Annotated in this window: 23 protein-coding genes; 18 read left to right on the forward strand and 5 right to left on the reverse strand. The window is 67.9% G+C overall.

Annotated features, from left to right (window positions below):
• Nucleotides 1–37: 37 nt before the first annotated feature.
• Entirely contained in the window at nucleotides 38–802 is a 765-nt protein-coding gene (locus ACYU98_RS13035; RefSeq protein WP_460468646.1) for an MBL fold metallo-hydrolase, read from the forward strand.
• A gap of 4 nt (nucleotides 803–806) precedes the next feature.
• On the opposite strand, the gene ACYU98_RS13040 is transcribed toward ACYU98_RS13035, so the two are convergent.
• A complete protein-coding gene (locus tag ACYU98_RS13040) occupies nucleotides 807–1,484 on the reverse strand; it encodes a Crp/Fnr family transcriptional regulator (RefSeq protein WP_460468647.1) in 678 nt (225 codons plus the stop codon).
• Between the two features lie 92 nt (nucleotides 1,485–1,576).
• Here ACYU98_RS13040 and nth point away from each other — a divergent pair, with 92 nt between their 5' ends.
• Nucleotides 1,577–2,338 carry an endonuclease III gene (nth, locus tag ACYU98_RS13045; protein WP_460468648.1) on the forward strand — a complete coding sequence of 254 codons (762 nt, stop codon included), beginning with the start codon at nucleotides 1,577–1,579 and terminating at the stop codon, nucleotides 2,336–2,338.
• Complete coding sequence (locus tag ACYU98_RS13050) at nucleotides 2,335–2,976, forward strand: NUDIX hydrolase (protein WP_460468649.1); 642 nt, start codon at nucleotides 2,335–2,337, stop codon at nucleotides 2,974–2,976. Before nth ends, ACYU98_RS13050 begins: the two co-directional genes overlap by 4 nt.
• A gap of 9 nt (nucleotides 2,977–2,985) precedes the next feature.
• Here the strand turns inward: ACYU98_RS13050 and ACYU98_RS13055 are convergent, their stop codons facing one another.
• Both ACYU98_RS13055 and nhaA read right to left on the reverse strand, forming a co-directional pair.
• Nucleotides 2,986–3,378: a phage holin family protein gene (locus ACYU98_RS13055; protein ID WP_460468650.1), complete on the reverse strand. Its 393-nt coding sequence runs from the start codon at nucleotides 3,376–3,378 to the stop codon at nucleotides 2,986–2,988.
• 72 nt (nucleotides 3,379–3,450) lie between these two features.
• Nucleotides 3,451–4,743, reverse strand: coding sequence for a Na+/H+ antiporter NhaA (gene nhaA / locus ACYU98_RS13060; RefSeq protein WP_460468651.1), 1,293 nt, complete (start codon nucleotides 4,741–4,743; stop codon nucleotides 3,451–3,453).
• On the opposite strand from nhaA, the gene ACYU98_RS13065 reads away from it, so the two are divergent.
• From ACYU98_RS13065 to ACYU98_RS13115, 11 genes are all read left to right on the forward strand, one after another.
• Nucleotides 4,742–5,719 (forward strand): Fic family protein, encoded by a 978-nt coding sequence (locus ACYU98_RS13065; protein ID WP_460468652.1) that lies wholly within the window; start codon nucleotides 4,742–4,744, stop codon nucleotides 5,717–5,719. The genes nhaA and ACYU98_RS13065 overlap by 2 nt on opposite strands.
• Nucleotides 5,720–6,289: 570 nt before the next feature.
• Entirely contained in the window at nucleotides 6,290–6,970 is a 681-nt protein-coding gene (locus ACYU98_RS13070) for a CpaE-like family protein (RefSeq protein WP_460468653.1), read from the forward strand.
• Nucleotides 6,967–8,112 carry a TadA family conjugal transfer-associated ATPase gene (locus tag ACYU98_RS13075; protein ID WP_460468654.1) on the forward strand — a complete coding sequence of 382 codons (1,146 nt, stop codon included), beginning with the start codon at nucleotides 6,967–6,969 and terminating at the stop codon, nucleotides 8,110–8,112. The genes ACYU98_RS13070 and ACYU98_RS13075 overlap by 4 nt, the downstream gene beginning before the upstream one ends.
• A complete protein-coding gene (locus ACYU98_RS13080) occupies nucleotides 8,109–8,777 on the forward strand; it encodes a type II secretion system F family protein (RefSeq protein WP_460468655.1) in 669 nt (222 codons plus the stop codon). The genes ACYU98_RS13075 and ACYU98_RS13080 overlap by 4 nt, the downstream gene beginning before the upstream one ends.
• Nucleotides 8,774–9,256 (forward strand): type II secretion system F family protein, encoded by a 483-nt coding sequence (locus ACYU98_RS13085; protein WP_460468656.1) that lies wholly within the window; start codon nucleotides 8,774–8,776, stop codon nucleotides 9,254–9,256. Before ACYU98_RS13080 ends, ACYU98_RS13085 begins: the two co-directional genes overlap by 4 nt.
• Nucleotides 9,257–9,313: 57 nt before the next feature.
• On the forward strand, nucleotides 9,314–9,526 hold the full coding sequence (locus tag ACYU98_RS13090; RefSeq protein WP_460468657.1) for a DUF4244 domain-containing protein: 213 nt from the start codon (nucleotides 9,314–9,316) through the stop codon (nucleotides 9,524–9,526).
• The gene (locus ACYU98_RS13095) at nucleotides 9,526–9,897 is read left to right on the forward strand and encodes a TadE family type IV pilus minor pilin (RefSeq protein WP_460468658.1); all 372 of its coding nucleotides are present in this window, start codon (nucleotides 9,526–9,528) and stop codon (nucleotides 9,895–9,897) included. The genes ACYU98_RS13090 and ACYU98_RS13095 overlap by 1 nt, the downstream gene beginning before the upstream one ends.
• Nucleotides 9,898–9,919: 22 nt before the next feature.
• On the forward strand, nucleotides 9,920–10,546 hold the full coding sequence (locus tag ACYU98_RS13100; RefSeq protein ID WP_460468892.1) for an Rv3654c family TadE-like protein: 627 nt from the start codon (nucleotides 9,920–9,922) through the stop codon (nucleotides 10,544–10,546).
• The gene (locus tag ACYU98_RS13105; RefSeq protein WP_460468659.1) at nucleotides 10,519–10,914 is read left to right on the forward strand and encodes a hypothetical protein; all 396 of its coding nucleotides are present in this window, start codon (nucleotides 10,519–10,521) and stop codon (nucleotides 10,912–10,914) included. The genes ACYU98_RS13100 and ACYU98_RS13105 overlap by 28 nt, the downstream gene beginning before the upstream one ends.
• Nucleotides 10,915–10,978: 64 nt before the next feature.
• A complete protein-coding gene (locus ACYU98_RS13110; protein WP_460468660.1) occupies nucleotides 10,979–11,131 on the forward strand; it encodes a hypothetical protein in 153 nt (50 codons plus the stop codon).
• Nucleotides 11,132–11,136: 5 nt separating this feature from the next.
• Nucleotides 11,137–12,204 carry an HNH endonuclease signature motif containing protein gene (locus ACYU98_RS13115; RefSeq protein WP_460468661.1) on the forward strand — a complete coding sequence of 356 codons (1,068 nt, stop codon included), beginning with the start codon at nucleotides 11,137–11,139 and terminating at the stop codon, nucleotides 12,202–12,204.
• A gap of 67 nt (nucleotides 12,205–12,271) precedes the next feature.
• On the opposite strand, the gene ACYU98_RS13120 is transcribed toward ACYU98_RS13115, so the two are convergent.
• Nucleotides 12,272–14,581: a DEAD/DEAH box helicase gene (locus tag ACYU98_RS13120; RefSeq protein ID WP_460468662.1), complete on the reverse strand. Its 2,310-nt coding sequence runs from the start codon at nucleotides 14,579–14,581 to the stop codon at nucleotides 12,272–12,274.
• A gap of 126 nt (nucleotides 14,582–14,707) precedes the next feature.
• Between ACYU98_RS13120 and ACYU98_RS13125 the strand changes: the two genes are divergently transcribed.
• The 4 genes from ACYU98_RS13125 to ACYU98_RS13140 all read left to right on the forward strand — a co-directional run bounded on the left by ACYU98_RS13125 (nucleotide 14,708) and on the right by ACYU98_RS13140 (nucleotide 20,345).
• The gene (locus ACYU98_RS13125) at nucleotides 14,708–15,070 is read left to right on the forward strand and encodes an anti-sigma factor antagonist (protein WP_460468663.1); all 363 of its coding nucleotides are present in this window, start codon (nucleotides 14,708–14,710) and stop codon (nucleotides 15,068–15,070) included.
• Nucleotides 15,067–16,635, forward strand: coding sequence for a DUF7059 domain-containing protein (locus tag ACYU98_RS13130; RefSeq protein ID WP_460468664.1), 1,569 nt, complete (start codon nucleotides 15,067–15,069; stop codon nucleotides 16,633–16,635). The genes ACYU98_RS13125 and ACYU98_RS13130 overlap by 4 nt, the downstream gene beginning before the upstream one ends.
• 89 nt (nucleotides 16,636–16,724) lie before the next feature.
• A complete protein-coding gene (gene topA / locus ACYU98_RS13135) occupies nucleotides 16,725–19,535 on the forward strand; it encodes a type I DNA topoisomerase (RefSeq protein WP_460468665.1) in 2,811 nt (936 codons plus the stop codon).
• A 111-nt stretch (nucleotides 19,536–19,646) separates the two neighbouring features.
• Nucleotides 19,647–20,345, forward strand: a complete 699-nt coding sequence (locus ACYU98_RS13140; protein WP_460468666.1) for a hypothetical protein — start codon at nucleotides 19,647–19,649, stop codon at nucleotides 20,343–20,345.
• A gap of 60 nt (nucleotides 20,346–20,405) precedes the next feature.
• Here ACYU98_RS13140 and ACYU98_RS13145 read toward each other — a convergent pair whose 3' ends face one another.
• On the reverse strand, nucleotides 20,406–21,731 hold the full coding sequence (locus tag ACYU98_RS13145) for a serine hydrolase domain-containing protein (RefSeq protein ID WP_460468667.1): 1,326 nt from the start codon (nucleotides 21,729–21,731) through the stop codon (nucleotides 20,406–20,408).
• Nucleotides 21,732–21,797 lie beyond the last annotated feature (66 nt).

Consider the following 21,797-nt stretch of genomic DNA (forward strand, 5'->3'; position numbering starts at 1 on the left):
GAGGAATGCCGTGGAGCAGCCGCCGTGGACGGGGGGCATGGTCACCGACCGCGCCCGCGTTGTGTTGTGTCAGAATCCCGGGCCGATGACCCTGGACGGCACCAACACCTGGGTGTTGCACTCCGCCTCGACCGCTCAGGTTGTGGTGATCGATCCCGGTCCGATCGACGATGACCACCTCACAGCCACCCAGGCTGCCGTCGAGGAACTCGGCGCGGAAGTTGCGCTTACCCTGGTCACCCATGGCCACCACGACCACGACGAGGGAGTGCCGCGCTGGGTCGAACGCACCGGATCGGGCGTACGAGGGGCCGGTCGCGGCGCCGCCTTCATCGCCGGCGAACGCATCCGGGTGGGCGACATCGACTTGGAGGTGCTGCTCACGCCCGGTCACACCAGTGATTCGGTGTCGTTCGTCTGGGCCGATCAGCGGTTGCTTTTCACCGGTGATTCGGTGCTCGGCCGGGGCACCAGCATCGTGGCCTTCCCCGACGGAAACCTGCGCGACTACCTCGCGTCATTGGATGTGCTGCATGCTGCTGCGACGTCGACGGCGGCGCGACTGGCCCCTGGCCACGGCCCGGTTCACGAGGATGCGGCCGGGGTGATCGATCACTACCGCACCCATCGAGCCCAACGACTCGATCAGGTGCGCGCGGCGCTCGCCGCGGGAGACGCCGACGCCGACGATGTCGCGCAAGCGATCGTGGAGCGGGTCTACGCGCAAGTGCCGCGGGAGGTCTGGCCGGCGGCGGAAGCGACCGTACGCGCGCAGTTGGCTTATCTGCGCGAGGTCGGCTGAGCGATCAGCGCGAGCGCTTCTGCAACCGCTCGATGTCCAGGATCGTGACCGCGCGCGCCTCAAGCTTGATCCAGCCGCGGGCGGTGAAGTCGGCCAGCGCTTTGTTAACGGTCTCGCGGGAGGCGCCGACCAACTGGGCCAACTCCTCCTGGGTGAGGTCGTGAGCCACCAGAACACCATCGTCAGTCGACCGGCCGAAGCGGCGCGAGAGGTCGAGCAGTGCCTTGGCGACACGGCCGGGAACATCGGTGAAGACAAGGTCCCCGAGCGCCTCGTTGGTGCGGCGCAACCGGCCGGCCAGCGAGTTCAGCATGGTCATCGAGACCTCGGGGTGGTCGGTGAGGTAGTTGCTCATCGCCTGGTGACCGATGCCGACCAGCTCGGTGTCGGCGACGGCGGTCGCGGTGGCTGTGCGGGCGCCCGGGTCGAAGAGGGATAGCTCGCCGAGCATTTCGCCGCGGCCCAGGATGGCCAGCAAGTTCTCGCGGCCGTCCTGCGAGCGGCGACCCAGCTTCACCTTGCCCTCGGTGATGACATAGAGGGAATCGCCCTGGTCACCTTCGTGGAACAGCTCCTGGCCGCGGGGCACCTTGGTGCGGGTCATCGACTCCAGCAAGTCTTCAGCTGCCTGGTCGTCGAGAGCAGCGAACAGGGGTGCTTGTCGCACAGATTGGATGTCCACGGGCTCAGTCTGCCATGAGACCCGCGTCACGCCGGTGAGTGGTCGGCGGTGGTCGGGGGCGGCTGTCGGTGGCCCGGTCTACTGTGACGGACGTGAAGCCGATCGACGTCAGCGCCGAGACTCCCGTCGGGCGAACCCGCCGGGCTCGGCGCACCTTCCGCGCCCTGACCGAGTTCTATCCCTATGCCCACTGCGAGCTCGACTTCGAGACTCCCTTGCAGTTGCTGGTCGCCACCATCTTGTCGGCGCAGACCACCGATGTCGGGGTCAACAAGGTCACCCCGCTGCTGTTCGCGCGTTATCCGGATGCGCCGGCGCTCGCGGCGGCTGACCGCGCCGAACTAGAGGAACTGCTGCGACCGACCGGTTTCTTCCGCGCGAAGGCCAACTCGGTGCAGACCCTCGGCCAGGCGCTGGTCGAACGACACGGTGGCGAGGTGCCGCCCCGACTCGACGACCTCGTGAAGCTGCCCGGGGTCGGGCGAAAGACCGCCAACGTGGTGCTCGGCAACGCCTTCGACATCCCCGGCATCACCGTCGACACCCACTTCGGGCGACTCGCCCGGCGCCTTGGCTGGACTGATCTGGAAGACCCGGTGAAGGTCGAATACGCCATCGGGGCGATGTTCCCCAAGAAGGACTGGACGATGCTCAGCCACGTCCTGATCTTCCACGGGCGGCGGATCTGCCACGCGAAGCGACCGGCTTGCGGGGTTTGCCCGATCGCCCGGTGGTGTCCTTCCTACGGCGAGGGTGAGATCGACCCGACGAAGGCCGCGAAGCTGCTCAAATTCGAGCTGGCCCCCGGCCGAGAGGCCGACCTGGAGCGGCTGCGCGCCGCCGCCGTCTCGTGAGGGAACCAGTCCCGGCGTGGGTCGATGACTTCGTCGCCGCGGCCGGGAAGGAGCAGTCCTTCTTCCGCAGCTTCCCTGAAGCAACGGGGAAGCAGTCGGCCGTCCTGATGCTGTTCGGCCCGGGCGACGGGGCTGGCGATGACGTCGTCCTGACCCAGCGGTCAGACCGGATGCGCCAACACCCCGGGCAAGTCTCCTTCCCCGGTGGAGGAATCGACCCTGGTGACGCGAGCCCGGTGGCTGCGGCGCTGCGTGAAGCGAACGAGGAGATCGATCTCGACCCGGCGACGGTCGACGTACGAGGGCAGTTGCGGGCGGTGCCGCTCAGCGTCACCGGATTCCGCGTAACACCCGTGGTGGGGTGGTGTCACACCCCGGGAGTGCTCCACGCCAAAAGCGCCGAGGAGGTCGACCGTGTGGTCCGTGTTCCGATCGCCGAGCTGGCCGACCCGGCCAACCGCCACACGGCGATCCACCCGAGCCGGGCGTTCGCGGCGCCCGCATTCGACGTACGAGGGCTTTACGTCTGGGGGTTCACCGCGATCCTGCTCGATGCGATGTTGCAGCTCTCCGGGTGGGAAAAAGAATGGAACCGCGACGACCACCGTCCGGTGCCGTCGCGGTTCCTCGCGCGTTAAGAGCTGAGGTCAGGAAGCTGCCTTGGGCGGCTTGATCGCTGCGACCGTCTTCTGGGCGTTGTCGATCGTCTTGACCGGCTTGCCCTGGATCTTCGACAGGGCGCTCTTTCCCATCAGGGCCAGGATCAGCGTGATCAGCAGCAGGACACCGCCCACGATCAGGAAGCCAGCCCAGGTCGGCAGGCCCGCCTTGACCAAGCCCCATGCGCCCGCGGTGAGCAGGAAACCGAGGGTGTAGAGGCCGAAGATGCCCGCACCGACCAGCAGGCCGGCGCCCTTGCCGCCCTTGGCGACGTCGGACTTGATCTCCATCTTCGCCAGGCTGATCTCGCCCTTGACGATCGACGACAGGTCGGACGAGGCATCGGCGACCAATTGGCCGAGTGTGCGCTCCGAGGCCATGCGTGTTCTCCTCTAGCTCGTTGTCTGTTCGGATCAGCCGGGAAACGGCGTGATTCGGCCCAACCCTAGCGGTCAGTCGTTGCTCGTGGTCGGCCGACCAGCATCCTGGTAAACGTCAGGGATGCCGTCACCATCGGCGTCACGTGTCTCGTCGTCGTGGATGCGGCGGTAGACCCGGTTGCGCATCCGCAAGACGATGGTCGCGAGGATTGCCGCGATCAACGATCCGCCCAGCACCCCGAGCTTGACGTGATCGTCAGCGATCGACCCAGCGCCGAACGCCAGCTCGCCGATCAGCAGCGACACCGTGAAACCGATCCCGGCCAGCAGGCTGAGCCCGAACAGGTCCGACCATGCCAGGTCGTCGTCCAGTTGGGCCTTGGTGAACCGGGCGGTCAGATAGGTCGAGGTGAAGATGCCGATGACCTTGCCAGCCACCAGCGCCACCACGATCCCGATCGTCACCGGATCGGTAACCGCAGCGCCAAGGTCCTCGCCGACGAGCGTTACGCCAGCAGCGAAGAAAGCGAAGACCGGAACGCAGAACCCGGCAGAGATCGGGTGGATGCGGCGGTCAAGACGGTAGGCCAATGAGGTTCCGTCGTTGCCGGTCGGCACCAGCAACCCGAGCACCACTCCGGCGATCGTGGCGTGGATTCCCGATTTGAACATGAACACCCAGGCGAGCGCGGCCAGCGGAAGCAGCAGCCACCAGACGGCGAAGCGGCTGCGAGCGGCGAGCCCGAAGAACACGATCGTGACCACCGCGAGAGCGAGCATCACCAGGTTGAGGCCGTGGCTGAAGAAGATCGCGATGATCGTGATCGCGATCAGGTCGTCGACGACCGCCAGAGTCAGCAGGAACGAGCGCAGCGCTGAGGGGAGGTGGGTGCCGATGACGGCCAACACCGCCAACGCGAAGGCGATGTCGGTCGCGGTCGGGATTGCCCAGCCGCTGGTGTCGCCGTCCAGGAAGACCTGGATGACGGTGTAGATGAGGGCGGGGGTGGCCACGCCGCAGATCGCCGCGACGATCGGCACGGTCGCCTTGGCGGGGTCGTTCAGATCGCCATGCAGGAATTCATGTTTGAGTTCCATGCCGACGACAAAGAAGAACACCGCCAAGAGTCCGTCGGCTGCCCAATGGGCCAGGTCGAGATCCAGCCCCCAGCTGGTGATGCCGACATGAAAATGCGACAGATCGGCGTACGAAGACCGCCACGGGGAGTTCGCCCAGATCAGCGCGGCGATGGTACCCAGCAGTAGAAGTCCGCCACCGACCGTCTCGTCGCGCAGCAAACCCGCGACACGCTGTGCCTCCGGCCAGTCGCTGCGGGAAAAGAGTTTTCGGGTGATTGGCGTCATGGGTCTCTCGGTTTCGGGGGTCGCTCGAGCGATTGCCGACCAGACTTCCCGGCTCACCGCTGACTACTTTACCGGTGGCCGTACGGTGGTCGCCGTGTCCGACACCGTCAGCGCAGTGCGCAGCCTCGCCCGTTTGGAAGGCGTCCAGGAAGCGATCGACGCCACCCGAGAGGCCTGTACCGCGCTGCGGTGGCATCCCGCGTTGCGCCGCCGCATCCCGGAGGCCGCCGCTGAATCCCGGGTCCGCGGCGCGACCGCAAGTGCGGCTATCGAGGGCGCCGAGATGTCGGTGACCGTCGTACGCAACGTGTTTCGGGGCGCGGCGCAGTGGCCGGCAGACCCGGATCCGGTCGAACAGACGGTCGCGGCTGCGATGCGAGCGACGGCCGAAACCGAGGCCGTACGCACACTGGTGGTCAGCGCTCCGAACCAGGCGCTCGCGCGGCTGCATGTCGCGGCGACCTCGGGTTTGTTGCCAGCCGATCAGATCGGTCGGCCGCGTCGCGACGGCGAGGACGCTCCGGAGTTGCTCGAACTCGGCGAGGCGCCGGCGGCCGAGGAGGCTGCTCACCGGATGCTCTCGCTGAATGAGTTGTTGCGCGCGTCGGCGGAGGTGCCGACGTTGTTGGTGGCGGCGATCGCGCATGCCGAACTGGCTACCGCGCGACCATTCGTGCGCGGCAACGGGCTGGTGGCGCGTGCCTTTGAGCGGGCGCTGGTGTGGGGCAGCGGGCTGGACCCGACGGGAGTTGCGGTGCCCGAACAGGCCCACCATGCCTTGGCGACGGACTACGCCGGAGCGCTGTCGGCCTACGCACACGGCGGGACCGACGGCGTACGGCTGTGGATCCTGCATGAGGCCAACGCCCTGCAACGAGCCGCGGCCGCGGGCTACGAGTTGTGCGATGCGGTGCTCGCCGGGCGACTCACTTCGGATTCCTCAGCACCTCTTGCATCGGACGGCGCCCAGGAGTAGACCTGTGGCACGGAGAAATCCGGCGTTCGACCGCAACTGAACAGGGCACCCACGCGGAGGCAGTTCACGAGTGGACAGATCGTTCGAACCATCGAGGTTCGGCGACAACCAGAATGCACGCTTGGTAACCCTGCTGATGTCGCGGCCTGCGAGGCCCCGCTCCCACATTTGATATCGGGCGGGGTCTCGCCATGCCTGCGGTCAGGGTTTTTTCAGCGTTTGGTCAGGTCTGCCGGTTGCTGGTCGGCCGAAGGTAAGGACTTGGCAAGGAACTGCCCATGAACCTTGTTTGTGGCTTGATGTCCTGTCAACAATGGACTTGTCCGCGCTCCCTTTAACGGTTGTAGCGCTTTGTCGCCGCCTACCCCCCCTGGGTGGTGACACGAAGGCCCCGCTGTTCCCCCACAGCGGGGCCTTCGCTATGTGTACGACCGCGATCCCCACCACGGACGTCCACCGGATTCAATCGTCCTGCTCCCTTCGTCCACATCCCTTACAGGCCGACCGTTGAATCCACAGGCACCGACGTCGACCGCGGCCGACCGGTTCCCAGTGACCTGAACTGGGCCGATGAACGCAACACTTCACCTCATCGGCGGGCGCGGTGCCTGCTTGCTGGCGTCGGCCGCAATAGGCCTCGCCGGCGACCGCGGAGACCGGGCGGTGCTGGTCGATCGGTGCAGTTGGTCGGCCGGAGCTGACGTCGTGCTCGGGATCGACCATTTGCCCGGCGTGCGCTGGGCAGACCTGGCGGGTGCCGATGGGCGACTCGACCCGGAAGGACTCAGCAGGCGATTGCCGATCGGCGACGACGGGCGATGTGCCTTGGCGTTCGGGCGCGACCCCGCAGACCCCGTGGCTGACACGGTTTTGGCTGCCGGGTTGACTGCAGTCCAGGACGGCTTTGACCTCGTGGTCACTCTCGGGGTGGCGCCCTCCGCCTTGGTCTGCAGGCCGGGTGATCTGGTCTGTGTGGTCGCCGATAGTGACGTTTTGTCCTTGGCCACCGCAGTCGGCGTTGCGGGGTGGCTGCGGGAGCGATTGATCGCCCACTCCACGGTCGTTGTCGGTGGCCGACCCGACCGGGGTCTGCTGGAGAACCTCCCCGATCCGCTGCATCGATTGCAGATCCGACGCGCCGACCTGCGGGACCTGGGGCGGGGCCGGTTGTGCCGCGGGCGGAGTGTCCGCGCGCTTGCCGAGACGTTGCTCGACGATCTCGCTGCTACCGCTCTGCGCGGCGCGGCATGAGCCAGTCCGCGGTCTCGGCCGCCATGTGGCGTCACATCCGGTCGGGGGAGGCGCCGACCGCTGGTCGCATCGAGCAGGCGAGCGACGCGGAAGCAGGGGTGCTCGGCGACCGGCGAGCGGCTGACCTGGAACGACGTTGGTCCGCCGACGTGCTCGGCGGCGGGCCCCTGCAGCCGCTGCTTGAGCTGCCGGGGGTGACCGACGTGTTGGTCAATGGTCCGGGGTGGGTGTGGATCGATCAGGGGAATGGCCTGCGCCGAGCGGAGGCCGAGCTCGGCGATGCGGCCGCGGTGCGTCGCCTTGCTTGCCGGCTGGCCGCACTCGCCGGGCGCCGGCTCGACGACGCCAGCCCGTGGGTCGACGGGCAATTGCCGGGCGGGATTCGCCTGCACGCAGTGTTGCCGCCGCTGGTCGAAGGTGGCGCCCACCTGTCGTTGCGGATCCCGCGGGCCCAGCAACCCGAACTCGGGGAACTGTGCGCGGCGGGGCTGACCTCTGCCGAGGGGGAGAGGCTGCTGCGGCTGTTGGTCCAGCGGCGTGTCGCGTTCGTGGTCACCGGGGGAACCGGATCGGGCAAGACGACGCTGTTGTCGGCGTTGCTGGCGGTGGTTCCGATCCACGAGCGGATCGTGTCGGTCGAGGACGTTCGCGAACTAGTGGTCGACCATCCTCATGTTGTACGCCTTGAGGGCCGCTCGCCGAATGTTGAGGGCGCAGGCGAGGTCACCTTGACCGCCTTGGTGAGGCAAGCGCTGCGAATGCGACCTGATCGAGTCGTGGTGGGGGAGGTCCGCGGGGCCGAGGTTCGTGAACTGCTGGCGGCGCTCAACACCGGTCACGAGGGTGGCTGCGGAACACTTCATGCGAACTCCTCGGGCGACGTGATCGCCCGTTTCGAAGCGCTCGGCGCGTTGGCCGGGATGTCGCCCGGGGCCGTACGCTCCCAGCTCGCGAGTGCCGTACGTGTGGTGCTCCACCTCCGCCGTTCCGCGGGCGGGCGCCGCCTCGCGGAGGTCGGCGTCATTCACTGGCGTGACGGGTTGTTGCAGGTCGGGTCGGCCCTGCGATGGTGCGACGGTGCACTGGTCGCCGGTCCGGCGATCGCCGAGTTGGAGACGTTGTTGGGGCCGGTGCTCCGATGATCCTGGCGAGCGTCTGCAGCGTTCTAGCCGCGCTGTTTTGGAGTGGGGTGGTTGTGCGCGCGCCGCGGCGCCTCCTGTTGCGGAAGCCAGCAGGGGTCCGCAACGAGTCGGTCGCGCAGGCGTTTGTGCCGGTGCTCGAAGCAATCGCGACAGCCGTCGCGGGTGGGGCGGCCCCAGCCGCTGCCTGCGCTGCTGCGTGCGCCGCGACAGCTGGAACCGGTTCGCCTTTTGACCGTGAGCTGCTCCGGCTCGCCGACGATGCGCGGTCGGGGGTCGACCTGGGGGAGAGCTGGACTGCGGTGGCTGCCGGGCGAGATTGCGACGGGCTGCGCGCGGTGGCTGCCTGCTGGACGCTGTCGGATCGGGTCGGCTGTCCGTTGACCGAGTCCCTCGAGGTCGCGTGTGCCCTGTTGCGTTCAGAGGTGGGCCGGCAGTCGGCGCTGCAAGTCGCCAGCGCGGGCCCGCGGGCCTCGATGAATTTGCTCACCGCGCTGCCGGTCGTGGGGGTTCTGGGGGCGGCCGCGCTGGGGGCGGATCTGCTGAGCACCTACCTGTCCGCCTCCGGGGCAGTCACCCTGCTTCCGGGCGTCGGAATGCTGCTGCTGGGCCGGCGGTGGAGCGCCCGGCTCATCGCCCGCTCGACTCGAGTGACGGCGCTGCCGTGAAGGGGTTCGGGGTTGGGGTGGCGGGCGGCTCTTCGGTCGCCAACGTCTATGACGTCGCGACCGCCCTTGACCTGGTCGCGGCCACGTTGGGCGGCGGACTACCACTGACTGACGCGCTCGACCGCGTCGCGGAGGTGACGGTGCCCGCCGTGGGCCGGGACTTGCGCCGGGTTGCCGCAGCTCTGCGATGGGGAGTGGACGACCGCGTGGCGTGGCAGCAGGTCGCCGACGTGTGGCGGCCGGCGGGTGTTGCCCTCGGACTCGCCCGCGACCTCGGGGTCCCACCGCGGCTCTTGCTGCATGACGCGGCCACCGCTGTACGCCGCAGGGAAGACACCCGGCTGGCAGCCGCGGGTGCCCGTCTCGGCGTGCTCCTGGTGTTGCCGCTCGGTCTGGCCTTCCTGCCCGCCTTCGTCTTGCTGGCGGTCGTGCCGGTGGTCATCGATCTGACTCGCGCCTCCCTGAGCGGGATGACGTGACCCTGAACCCCCGCCGTCGGCGGGTGACCAAATCCGGAACAAACGAAGGGAAAACCTATGGCAGAGAACATGGTTGGGCGCGGACTACGCGCTCGCTGGTGGCGGCTGACCACCGCCGGTCGCGAGGCAGGGATGGCCACCTCGGAGTATGCGGTTGGCATCCTCGCCGCCGTCAGCTTCGCGGTGGTGCTGATCGGCATCGTGAAGTCAGGCACCGTCAAGACGGCGCTGACCGGGATCATCACCTCGGCGCTCAGCGTCGCTGGCTGATGACGCGGCGTCGGCTCCGCCAAGACGCGGGCATGGTCTCGGCGGAGTTGGCGGCCGCGTTCCCCGCTGTCGTTTTCGCGCTGGTCGTGGTGCTGGGAGGAGCGACGTACGGCATTGCGGCCGGGCGGGCGCAAGACGCCGCCCGCACCGCCGCCCGCAGCGCGGCTCGCGGAGATCCACCTGTCGATGCCGCCGCGGTCGCCCGACGGGCTGCGCCAGGGGCATCGATACAGATCAGTGAGGGTGGTGGGGTGGTGACCGCCCGCGTCACCTTGCGAGTCGCCGGACCGGCGGCATGGCTGGTGCCGGCACATCGCGTGACGGCGACCGCGGTGGCGCCACTGGAGGAATCAGATGCGGTTGGTCCGTGATCGTTTGGGCGCCGCTCTTGGGATGCGCGGTTTGTGGGCGAGGAGATGGCCATTGACCGGTGGCCGTCCGCGCTCTGCTGTCGGGACGCAACGCGGTTCGGCAACGGTGCTGATGACCGGCGTCGTAGCCGTCGCCCTGATCCTCTTCGCCGCGCTCATCACCATCGCGGCGGCTCAGTTGGCCAGCGCTCGGGCTCGAGCGGCTGCCGACTTCGCGGCGCTCGCGGCTGCTGGCGCCGACCTGCGACCCGACGGGGGCGCACCCTGCGCGGCGGCTGCTGACCTCGCTGGTCGCAATGGCGCGAGACTCGTTCGTTGTACGGCGTTGGGCGGGTCGCGCTTCGAGGTCGTGGTCGCCGTACGCCCGCGGTTGGTCAGCGGGGTAGGGCTGGGGGATGCGGTTGCTCGCTCCCGCGCCGGCCCGGGTGCGGTAGTCGGTGGTCCGGCGCCAGCCCAAACGACGTTGTCCGTGGTCCGTCGCGAGCCGAGCCGAGTTCTCGGTGGCCAGCGCCAACGCCGCGAGGTTGGCCGTGGTTTGGCCCGCACCCAAGCGAGGTTGTCGGTGGTCTCGCGTAGAGTCATTTCATGGGGCAGGGGAACGCATTCAGCAGGGTCACCACGGTGGCCGATCCTGTTGAGCTGCGGGTGAATTGGGAGCTTTCCGCAGCCATCGAAGAGATGCTCTGCGCGGCCGGTTCTCCGGTCGATCTGATCACAGCCGCGCAGGAGTTGTTGCAGGCGGCGGCGGTCGCGATCATCTCCGATGGAACGCCGGCTGACCGGCCCCGCGGCATGCCGCGCTCTGCCCAAGAGGTGCACGATATAGAAGACACGATCCAGGCAACCGAACGGGCGCTCTGGGTCGGCCAGGCAGTGCAAACCTACGCGTTGGCGCGATACGCCGCGACCGACGACGAGACCGTCTGCACCGACACCGGCCTGCGAGCCCGGGTGGAGTTCCCGGCCGGCCATGAAGCGGCCTATGCAGATCAGGACCTCGCGCCGGGGTGTGACTAGTCCGTCCCCTTCGGCGGCCGGACGGCTTTCGCGAGCGGCGACAACTGTCGCTAAGGCGCCGGTCATGTTGGACCTCGCCTTGGGTGGTCAGATCGCCACGTGGAAGGTGAACACCGTCGCCGCCGAGTTGTTCGCTGCCAGCGCTCAGACGGCCGCGCGGGTGGAAGAACAACTGCTGGCAACCCGCGGGTGGAAACTCTGGGGCAAAGACAGTTGACCCGGATGACGCGCGGTCTGGTGGAGCAATACGAAGCAGACGCCGCGAGGAAGACAAGGGAGAAGACGAAACGGGACTCCACCGAGGTGCGCATGTGGGAATCCGCCATTCCCGGGGTTGCGGAACTCCTGGTCGTAGGCCCGAAGGAAGACCTTGAGGGGATGTTCTCCGCGCTTGACGCTTTGGCGAAGAGTCGGCAGGCGGCTGGTGACCACGTCGACACAGGCGCCCTCACCTTCGACCCAAACGCCTTCGACGACCGACAGAAACTCACTCTGGGCCAGCAACGTGTGCGGGCTCTGCGAGACCTGATCGCTGCCAACTCGACGGTGTCCTACGAACTGGTGCTGCAGCTGCCGGTCGTGCGGAATCGCCGAGCCACTCCCGGTGGGAGCGTCGCCCCGGTCGCGGGTTGCAGACCCACCGGCGAGGCGGGATGGCCGCCATCGACTGCGGGGTCGGTCGGCCCCGCCGGAATCCCAGGTGCGGCGCGGGCTCCTTCTGGCCAGGCGGCGCGAGCTTCGAATGGCGAGGCAATACGCGCTCGTGGTGATCAGCCGCCCGTGCAGGGAACGCTCACCAGGTGTGAGGTCACCGGTGAACATGGTGAAGCAGACTCCGACGCGCCCTACTACCGGTTGGGCTGGGGACGCCTGCCCGGAGTCGGTCTGATCGACCCGGAGGTGACCCGCGCCCTGATCCGCGGGGTCGGCTGGAAGCTGACGCGCGCCCTGATTGACGCCGACTCAGGTGTCACGGTTGAGACAGCACAAGCCGGCTACGTTCCTTCGGCGGCGCTGCGCAAGTTCGTGCAACTGCGCGACGGGTCCTGCCGGGGAGTTGGTTGCAACCGGCCCGCTGGCCATTGCGACCTCGACCACGTCATCGCCTGGCCGCAGGGCGCCACCGAAGCCGGCAACCTGGCCGACGACTGCCGGCGTCATCACCGGAACAAGACCGAGGGACGCTGGGGCTACACGATCGACGGCGACGGGGTCTGTGTGTGGACCTCGCCCACCGGCCGCGAGTTCGTCACCTATCCGCGGTCCGCCACCGAAGACCAAGCCTGCTGAGCGCCGGCTCACTCGACGGGTGGCCAGGGGATTTCGACACGGCTCGCCTTGCGCCTCGCCGGTTCCGTCAGTCTGGCTCCCGCAGCAGCCCGACCACCACCTCGAGCACGCGGATCGCACCATCCTTGTCTAGCGGTTCGTTGCCGTTGCCGCACTTCGGCGACTGCACGCAACTGGGGCAGCCGGTGCGGCAGCGGCAGGCGCGGATTGCGTCGAGGGTCGCTCCGAGCCAGCCGGTCGGATCCTCAAATCCGCGTTGGGCGATCCCGGCGCCGCCGGGAAAGCCGTCGTAGACAACGACGGTTGGCAGCCCGGTGTCCTGGTGCAGCGCGGTGGACACCCCGCCCACGTCCCATCGGTCGGACTGGGCGACCAACCCGAGCAGGCCAATCGACGCGTGCTCGGCGGCGTGCAGCGCCCCGGGGAGTTCCGCAGGGCCCACTCCGGCCGCTGCCATGGCACCCTCGGGCAGCGTCCACCAGACGCCACGGGTCGAGAGGGTGTGGCGCGGGAAGTCCAGCGGGTGCCGGCCGAGCACGTTCCCATAGTGGTCTCGCCGCAGAAAGCCCTGCACCTGCGAGTGCACCCGGATCTGCCCGTACGCCCAGGTCAGATCGCCGATCGATCGCCGGCTCTCGACCTGCGCAATCTCGAAATCGGAGTCCGACAACGGCGCGGTCGTCCAGCCAGGGTCGCCCGCGACAACCTCGGCCGTCGCGTGTTCGAGGTCGAGTTCGGTGACGACGTACGAAGCGCCTTGGTGCACGTAAACCGCGCCGCGGTGCACGCTCGATTCGGCCCGACCCGCATCGACGGTGCCGAGCACCCGCGCCGTACGACGCTCCACGATTGACACCTGCTCGCCCAGACCGCCGCGCAAGTCGAGGTGGTCCCCGGGGCGATCGTCGCGGTCCCAGAACCAGCCGCGCGGCCGCCGGCGCAGGATCCGCGCCTCAGCCAGGGTGTCGGCGAGAACCGGCAACGACTCACCGAAGAACTCGACGTCGTCGCGGGTCAACGGCAGTTCGTACGCGGCCGCCGCGAGGTGCGGCGCGAGAACGTGCGGGTTCTCCGGATTGATCATCGCCGGTTCGACCGGCCGGGCGAAAAGTTCCTCCGGGTGGGTAACCAGGAAGGTGTCCAACGGATCGTCGGCGGCAACGAAGACGGCGAGCGAGCGGCGCCCGCTGCGGCCGGCCCGGCCAACCTGCTGCCACAGCGACGCCGTGGTGCCCGGCCAGCCGGCGATCACCACCGCATCGAGCCCGCTGACGTCGATACCCAGCTCAAGGGCGTTGGTCGCGGCAACACCACGCAGTGCACCGGTGCGCAGCCCGCGCTCCAGTTCGCGACGCTCCTCGGGCAGGTAGCCACCGCGATAAGCGGCCACCTGCATGGTCGGGTCAGCCAGGTGGTGTCGCACCGTGTCGGCCACCCGCTCGACACCGACCCGAGACCGGGCGAACGTCAGCGTCTGGACGCCCTGGTTGACTAAGGCGCTGGTCAGATCGGCGGACTCGGCGATTGCTCCGCGCCGGACCGGGCCCTCCGTAGTGTCGATCATCCCCGGCTGCCACAGGCCGAATGTCGTTGCGCGACGGGGAGATCCGTCTTCTGTCACCGCCTTCACCGCCTCTCCGATCAGCGCCGAAGCGTGCTTCGCCGGATGAGCGATCGTGGCCGACGCGAGAACGAACACCGGCTCCGCCCCATAACGCCGGGCGACCCGTCGCAGCCGGCGCAAGACCAACGACACATGGGTGCCGAACACCCCGCGGTACTGATGACATTCATCCACAACGACGAGCGTGAGCTTGCGCAGAAAAGACGCCCACCGCTCGTGGCCCGGCAGCAGCGTGTGGTGCAACAGGTCGGGATTGCTCAGCAACAGTTGCGCGTGATCGCGAATCCAACGCCGCTCATCCAGCGGGGTGTCACCGTCGAATACCGCCGCTCGAATTCCCGGAATCGCCCACGCGCGCAGCCGCGCCTCCTGGTCGGCGGCGAGCGCCTTCGTTGGGGCCAAGTAGAGCGCGGTCGCGCCGCGCCCGGTCGGGGCCGAAGCCCCGTACGCGACCGTGCTCAGCATCGGCAGTTGGTATCCGAGGCTCTTGCCCGAAGCGGTGCCGGTGCTGATGATCGTGTGGGTCCCGGAATGTACGAGGTCGGCCGCCGCGCGCTGGTGGCTCCACAACGACGTCACCCCAGACCCTCGTACGGCCGCCTCCACCGCCGGGTGCACCCAGTCCGGCCACTCTCGAAGACTGGCCTGCCGTTCCGGCAGTTCCTCGACGTGGACCAGACTCCCGGTGCCCGCGCCGGAAATGGCCGCCAAAGCGGCCTGGGGATCGAAGCCGTCGGTGAGCTGCTGCGCCATGGTCGGGGGCACCGTACTACGACGGGTGGGCGGATTGCCCTATGTGGCGTATGGTTCTGCGGGAACGTGGGTAGGGGAGCAGGATTCTGCCTCGACCATCAGAACCGAGTTTCGGAGGACTGCCCCTTGGATCTCAGCGTCACCAAGACCCCGAGCGGCGATCGCTTGGTCGTGCATGTCGCCGGGGAGATTGACCTCTCGACGGCGCCCAAGCTGCGCGCTGAACTGACCCGGTCGATCGAAGAGGGTCACCGCCAGATCGTGCTCGACATCATCGACGTGCCGTTCCTGGACTCCACGGGTCTCGGCGTTCTCGTCGGCCGGTTGAAGGCCCTGCGCCTCGAGGACGGCGACATGGTTCTGGTCACCGACCAAGACCGCACCCTGCGCAACTTCCACATCACCGGCCTCGACAAGGTCTTCCGTATCTTCCCCACGGTCGAAGAAGCGCTCCGAGCCGACAGTTCGCCGGCCGTCTCCTCGCGGTGACCTCGCCCGGCCACCTCACCGGGTTGCGACCCGACAGCGCGCTGCTCGATGCGCTGCGCGCTGACCTCCTCGCCGCCGACTTCACGGTCGAAGGCGTCCAGCAACGACTCGGCCCGGTGGCCGCCGCGGCGCTGCACCGCGAGCAGGCGATCCCGGCCCGGCGCGCGGTCCGCGGCGACGATCCGCTCGGCGTTCTGATCCGACTCTTCACCCTCGGCTGCGCCGAATCCACGCAGGCGATCGACGCCGCGCTGCCCACGACCGGCGCCGCCGGCCTGGTCACCCTCGGCCTGACGAGCAGCCAGCAGGACAGCAGCCAGACGGGCTCCAGCCCGAGCCAGAGCAGTCAGGGCCAAAGCAGCAACCATCGCGCCCGCTTCGACCTGCGACCGTACGGCGCCGACGACCACCGCTGGTGGCTCCTGTCCGACCTTTCCGAGCTGATCACCGACGCGCCGTTGGCCGACGAACATGTTCTGGGTCTCGGTGGGGCCTCGATCACTCTCGCCTCGTGGACGCCGCGCCGCACCGCTGCCAACGCCCTCGACATGGGCGCCGGCTCGGGCGTTCAGTCCCTGCACCTGAGCACCCACTGCGACCGGGTCACGGCAACCGACCTGTCCGAACAAGCGGTCGAGATCGCCGCGTTCAACGCCGGGCTGAACGGTCTCGATTGGCAGCTGCGCCTCGGCTCCCTGTTCGAGCCGGTCGCCGGGCAGCGGTTCGATCTCGTTGTCAGCAATCCTCCTTTCGTCATCACCCCGCGCGTCGAGGGCGTCCCGCAGTTCGAATACCGCGACGGCGGGATGGTCGGCGACGCGCTCGTACGCACCGTCGTCCAGCAGGTCGAGCAGGTGCTCGAACCGGGCGGCGTCGCGCAGTTGCTCGGCAACTGGGAGGTGCGCGCCGGTCAGGACTGGACCGACGTCGTACGCGGGTGGCTCGAGCCCACCGGCCTCGACGCATGGGTGGTCCAACGCGAAACCCAAGACCCAGCCGAGTACGCCGAACTGTGGGCCCGCGACGGCGGCCACCGCCCGGGCAGCGCGTCGTACGTTCGGATGTATGAAGCCTGGCTCGACGACTTCGCGGAGCGTGGAGTCGACCGCGTCGGCTTCGGGGTCATCACGCTGCAGCGGCCCGCAGTCGATCGGCGCCCCTTCCGGGTGCTCGAGGAGCACACCGGCCCGGTCGCATCGCCGATGGGGCCCAGCGTCGACCGCGAGCTCGTGGCGTTGACCTGGACCGCGGAGCATCCGGGGCGGGTGCTCGACCAGCCCTGGCGGGTGGCCGACGATGTCACCGAGGAACGCTTCTTCCGCCCCGGCGACGAAGACCCGAGCGTCATCCGGATCACCCAGGGCAGCGGCTTGGGCCGCCAGATCCACATCGACACGGTCATCAGCGGCTACCTCTCGGTCGCCGACGGCGACCTCACCGCGCGGCAGGCGATCTCGGCAATCGCGGCCTTGCTGGAACGGGACGCGACGGAGTTGCTCGACCGCGCAGAACCGATCGTCACGCGGCTGGTCGAGACCGGTTTTCTGGTCCCGGCAGACGCCTGAGCGGTTAGTGACCCGGCTCACACCCCACTAGGGCGTGTAGTAACCAAGCCTCGGAACGGGCTACGGTCAGCACGGTTGCCGTCGACGCAGTGACGAATCCACTGCACGGTGCCCGAGAACAGGAGCACAACGAAGTGTCGCGCAAGCTCGTTATTGTCGAGTCACCCGCCAAGGCCAAGAAGATCGGCGACTACCTCGGATCCGACTACATCGTGGATGCCAGCGCCGGTCACATCCGTGACCTCCCGACCCCGTCGGAGCTGCCCGCGGAGATGAAGAAGGGTCCCTTCGGCAAGTTCGCCGTCGATGTCGACTCGGGTTTCGAGCCCTACTACGTCGTCGACGTCGACAAGAAGAAGAAGGTCGCTGAGCTCAAGCGGGCGTTGAAGGACGCCGACGAGCTCCTGCTGGCAACCGATGAGGACCGCGAGGGCGAGGCCATCGCGTGGCACCTCTTGGAGGTCCTGAAGCCCAAGGTGCCGGTCAAGCGCATGGTGTTCCACGAGATCACCAAGGAAGCGATCCTGCGCGCGGCCAACAACACCCGCGACCTCGACACCTCCCTGGTCGACGCCCAGGAAACCCGCCGTATCCTCGACCGTCTTTACGGCTACGAGGTCAGCCCGGTTCTGTGGCGCAAAGTCCGCCAGGGCCTGTCTGCCGGCCGCGTGCAGTCGGTGGTCACCCGAATGATCGTCGAGCGTGAGCGCGAGCGGATGGCGTTCCGCTCCGCGTCCTACTGGGATGTTGACGGCGAGTTCAGCGCCGGAACCGGCAAGGACTTCGCGGCGCGCCTCTCCGCCCTGGATGGAACCCGCGTTGCGACCGGCCGCGACTTCGACGACCGCGGTCAGCTGACCGGCAAGGGTGTCGTTCACCTGGACTCCCAGCGCGCCACCGCCGTTGCGGAAGCTGTCAAGGCCGGTCACGCGCAGGTCTCCTCGGTGCAGGAGAAGCCCTACACCCGTCGCCCGAGCGCCCCGTTCACCACCTCGACGCTGCAGCAGGAGGCCAGCCGCAAGCTGCGTCTGTCCAGCCGCGACGCCATGCGTGCCGCGCAGCGACTTTACGAAAACGGCTACATCACCTACATGCGTACGGACTCGGTCGTGTTGTCCGAGTCGGCGCTGACCGCGGCGCGCGCTCAGGCTCGCGACCTTTACGGCAGCGAGTACGTCCCCGACGCGCCGCGTCGTTACGCCGGCAAGGCCAAGGGCGCCCAGGAGGCGCACGAGGCGATCCGCCCCGCCGGTGACCGGTTCCGCACCCCCGCACAGGTGGCCGGCGAACTGCGCGGCACCGAATTCGCGCTCTACGAACTGATCTGGAAGCGCACCGTCGCCTCCCAGATGGCTGACGCGCGCGGTTCGACCGCGACCGTGAAGTTGGTTGTTCCGATCGACGCCGCTGGTGCGAAGAGCGCCGAGTTCAGCGCGAGCGGAACCGTCATCACCTTCCGCGGGTTCCTCGCGGCGTACGAAGAAGGTCGAGACTTCGACCGCAACGCCGACGATCAAGCCGAACGCCGACTGCCGAAGCTGGCCGAAGGAGTCGACCTGGAGGTCGTCGACGCGGAGGCGAAGGGTCACGAGACCTCGCCGCCGCCGCGCTACACCGAAGCCTCGATCGTGAAGGCGATGGAAGAGATGGGCATCGGCCGACCGTCGACCTACGAACCGACGATCGCCACCATCACCAACCGTGGCTACATCACCAAGCGCGGTTCGGCGCTCATCCCGACCTGGACCGCGTTCGCCGTGACTCGCCTGATGGAGGAGCACTTCCCGAGCCTGGTCGACTACAGCTTCACCGCCTCGATGGAGGAGGACCTCGACCGCATCGCGGCCGGTGACCAGCAGCGGGTGGCGTGGCTGACCGCGTTCTACTTCGGCGATCAGGTGGAGGCCCGCCAGGGTCTGCACCAGATGGTCGAGGACCTGGGCGAGATCGACGCCCGCGAGATCTCGACGATCCGGATCACCGACGACCTCGCCGTACGGGTGGGTCGTTACGGCCCGTACGTCACCGAGTTGGCCCCTGCTGGTGTCGACCCGACGACCGGCGAAGTTGCCGAGGGCGCGGAGATGAAGGACACCCGCCGCGCGTCGATCACCGACGACATCGCGCCGGACGAGATGACCGCGGAGAAGATCCGTGAGCTGCTCGAAGCGGCCGAGGACGACGGTCGGGTGCTGGGCAAGGATCCCGAGTCGGGCAACGAGATCGTGGCGAAGGCCGGCCGTTATGGCCCCTATGTCACCGAACTGCTGCCGGAGCCGGAGGAGAAGCCGAAGCGCGGCGCGAAGAAGGTCAAGCCGCGCACCGCCTCGCTGTTCAAGGACATGGACCTTGGTTCCATCGATCTGGACGTCGCCTTGAAGCTGCTCAGCCTGCCGCGGGTCGTGGGTATCTCGAAGAACGACGCCGGCGAGGAGGTGGAGATCACCGCGCAGAACGGTCGCTACGGTCCCTACCTGAAGAAGGGCACCGACTCTCGTTCCTTGCAGACCGAGGACCAGATCTTCGGCGTGACGTTGGCTGAGGCGGAGGCGATCTACGCCCAGCCCAAGCAGCGCGGTCGCGCGGCAGCAGCCCCGCTCAAGGAGTTGGGCGACGACCCGGTGTCGGCGAAGCCGGTGGTGGTCAAGGACGGCCGCTTCGGTCCCTATGTCACCGACGGCGAGACGAACGCGACGCTGCGCAAGGACGACGACCCGGAGTCGATCACGCCCGAGCGTGGGTTCGAGTTGCTGGCGGAGAAGCGGGCCAAGGGTCCGACCACCCGCAAGCGGGCCGCGAAGAAGACCCCGGCGAAGAAGGCGACCACTCGCAAGACGGCAGCCAAGAAAACCACTGCCAAGAAGACCACTGCCAAGAAGGCGACCACCAAGAAGGCGTGAGTTGGCGGGTCATGGTGTCAGCCAGTGAACCTGGGAGAACCTCGGGAACCGATCCGTTCGGGTGCCCGTCAGAAGCCCGGTTCACACAAAGCACACCTGAGGGGAAACATCATGACCACCAACGCAATTCGCAACCGAGTCGCCGCTGGAGCCTTCGCTGTCGTCGGAGCGTTGACGCTGGCGGCCTGTGGCCCCGGCGACGCGCCCGCGGCCGTCACGTCCGCCTCGACTCAGTCCTCGAGCAGTGACACCCCGAGTTCGTCGAGCTCCTCAAGCTCGAGTGATACCTCGAGCGACACCTCGAGTTCGTCGAGCGACACCTCCAGTGATTCCTCGACCTCCAGCGACAGCTCCACCGATTCGACCACCGACTCCGGTCCGACCGAGCCCAGCGACAAGAACGCGACCTTCTCCTTCGGAGACACCGCCGTCGTTGTGGACGACGAAGACACCTACCGGCTCACCGTGAAGGACCTGCAGGTCGCGCCCGACTCGGTTTACGCCGATGGCAGCCTCGACAAGGCCAAGGGCACCGTCTACTTCGTGAACTTCGAGGTGAGCCCGATCAAGCTTGGCGCCACCAGCAAGTTCCGCACCTCGAACATCAACGGTCTGTTCCTGCACCCCGACTTCGCTTCGGGTCAGACCGCCCGACGGATGTACGGCGACGTCGACGCCTGCAAGACCGACTCCTCGGAGCTGCTCAAGGTCGGTGACAGCGGCAAGGGCTGCTACATCTACCAGATCACCGGCGACAAGGCCTCGAAGGTCGTATACAACGACTACGAGCACAACCTCGTCTGGAGCTGACCTCCTGCTCCCACGCAGCGGCGCCCCCACCAGCCGGTGGGGGCGCCGCTGCGCGTCTGGTCACTCGCCGAACGCGAGGGGCTCCCGAGTGAACTTGTACGTCGCCCAATTCAACTGGCGTACGCCCCCGTCCGGCCCGCGGTGCACGACCAAGTTCTCGCCCTTTTCCCGACCGCCGGTCGTCCGGAAGACGTCGTCGCCGATGCGTTCGAAGGTCGACCACGGCGCCGTCTGCGGGGCCCGGTCAAGGCGCGCCTGGAGGCCGCCCTCGCGGATGACAAAGGTGAAACCGGATCCCTCCGAGAACCAGCGACCGGTCAGTGCGACCAGGTCGGCCGGGGCAACGCGTCCCGGCTGCCACGGTTCGGGCAGCGCCGGATCGCGCTCAGCAACAAGGGTGCCCAGCCGTACGGTGGTCATGTCTGGCTCGAGGGCGTTGGTCGCGTTCATCAGAACCCCGGCGCTGATCCCGCTGTCGATGTTGGAGTAGAAGCCGGTGATTCCTCCCGGTAGACCGCCGGTGTGGCCGAACCAGGTGCGGCCCTCGTGTCGGATGAGCGAGAAACCCAGCCCCCACGCTTCGGTCCAGCCGCCGCCGGTCATCAGCTGCGGGGTCAGCATCTCGGCGATCGTGTCGGCGCGCAGCACCGATTCATCGGGGTCGACCAGGAACTGATGCCAGGTGAGCATGTCGTTCAGGGTGCTGCAGAGCGCGCCCGCTGCATCCGTGGCCCTCTTGTCGATCAACGGTTCCCGAACAGGAACGTCGGTGAAGGGCGCGACGTAGTACTGCGCCGTGTGGGGAGCCTGCAGGGTCAGGCTGCTGCGCGAGAGCCCGAGCGGATCCAACAGTCGGCGCTGCAGCGATTGGGCCCAGGTGCGGTCATCGAGCCGGGCGATCAGTTCGCCGAGGAGGGCGTAGCCGAGATTGCTGTAATGCCAGGTGAGGTGGGGGCGACCGATTCGTTCGGCCGCGTTCCACCCAGTCACCAGTTGCTCCCGATCGGGGAACTGCAGGGTGTCCCAGACATCACCGACCGGTTCACGTTGCATGCCACTGCCGTGAATCAGTAGCTGCCGCAAGGTGACTGAACCGTGGTCGACGCCGGTGAGGTGATCGCCGATCCGGTCCTCGAGGTCAAGGCGCCCCTCGTCGCGCAGTTGCAGCACCATCGCGGCGGTGAACGTCTTGGTGTTCGAAGCGACCAGGAACTGGCAGTCCCGGTCGAGCGGGACCTGGGGATCTTCGAGGTTCGCCTGTCCGATCGAGACCTCCCAGACGGCCTCATGGCGACGATTCACTCCGGCGACGAAACCGGGGGTACGACTTTTGCGTTGGGCCTCGAGGCAGAGACGGCGCAGGTCCAGGTCAAGGGCAGCATCCATTCGGCCAACCTATCCCCGTGATCACGGGCGAATTCGACCCGCCGTTGTTCACCTGTGCGTTGCTCG

It is taken from the genome of Calidifontibacter terrae (assembly GCF_054778835.1).

Excerpts from the sequence above, each read along its gene's own strand:
- ACYU98_RS13075 (WP_460468654.1), top strand. The coding sequence starts at position 6,967 with ATGAGCCAGTCCGCGGTCTCGGCCGCCATGTGGCGTCACATCCGGTCG.
- ACYU98_RS13120 (WP_460468662.1), bottom strand. The coding sequence starts at position 14,581 with ATGGCGCAGCAGCTCACCGACGGCTTCGATCCCCAGGCCGCTTTGGCG.
- ACYU98_RS13080 (WP_460468655.1), top strand. The coding sequence starts at position 8,109 with ATGATCCTGGCGAGCGTCTGCAGCGTTCTAGCCGCGCTGTTTTGGAGT.
- ACYU98_RS13055 (WP_460468650.1), bottom strand. The coding sequence starts at position 3,378 with ATGGCCTCGGAGCGCACACTCGGCCAATTGGTCGCCGATGCCTCGTCC.
- ACYU98_RS13070 (WP_460468653.1), top strand. The coding sequence starts at position 6,290 with ATGAACGCAACACTTCACCTCATCGGCGGGCGCGGTGCCTGCTTGCTG.
- ACYU98_RS13100 (WP_460468892.1), top strand. The coding sequence starts at position 9,920 with ATGCGCGGTTTGTGGGCGAGGAGATGGCCATTGACCGGTGGCCGTCCG.
- ACYU98_RS13110 (WP_460468660.1), top strand. The coding sequence starts at position 10,979 with ATGTTGGACCTCGCCTTGGGTGGTCAGATCGCCACGTGGAAGGTGAAC.
- ACYU98_RS13095 (WP_460468658.1), top strand. The coding sequence starts at position 9,526 with ATGACGCGGCGTCGGCTCCGCCAAGACGCGGGCATGGTCTCGGCGGAG.
- ACYU98_RS13140 (WP_460468666.1), top strand. The coding sequence starts at position 19,647 with ATGACCACCAACGCAATTCGCAACCGAGTCGCCGCTGGAGCCTTCGCT.
- nhaA (WP_460468651.1), bottom strand. The coding sequence starts at position 4,743 with ATGACGCCAATCACCCGAAAACTCTTTTCCCGCAGCGACTGGCCGGAG.
- ACYU98_RS13115 (WP_460468661.1), top strand. The coding sequence starts at position 11,137 with ATGACGCGCGGTCTGGTGGAGCAATACGAAGCAGACGCCGCGAGGAAG.
- ACYU98_RS13065 (WP_460468652.1), top strand. The coding sequence starts at position 4,742 with ATGGGTCTCTCGGTTTCGGGGGTCGCTCGAGCGATTGCCGACCAGACT.
- ACYU98_RS13035 (WP_460468646.1), top strand. The coding sequence starts at position 38 with ATGGTCACCGACCGCGCCCGCGTTGTGTTGTGTCAGAATCCCGGGCCG.
- ACYU98_RS13090 (WP_460468657.1), top strand. The coding sequence starts at position 9,314 with ATGGCAGAGAACATGGTTGGGCGCGGACTACGCGCTCGCTGGTGGCGG.
- ACYU98_RS13145 (WP_460468667.1), bottom strand. The coding sequence starts at position 21,731 with ATGGATGCTGCCCTTGACCTGGACCTGCGCCGTCTCTGCCTCGAGGCC.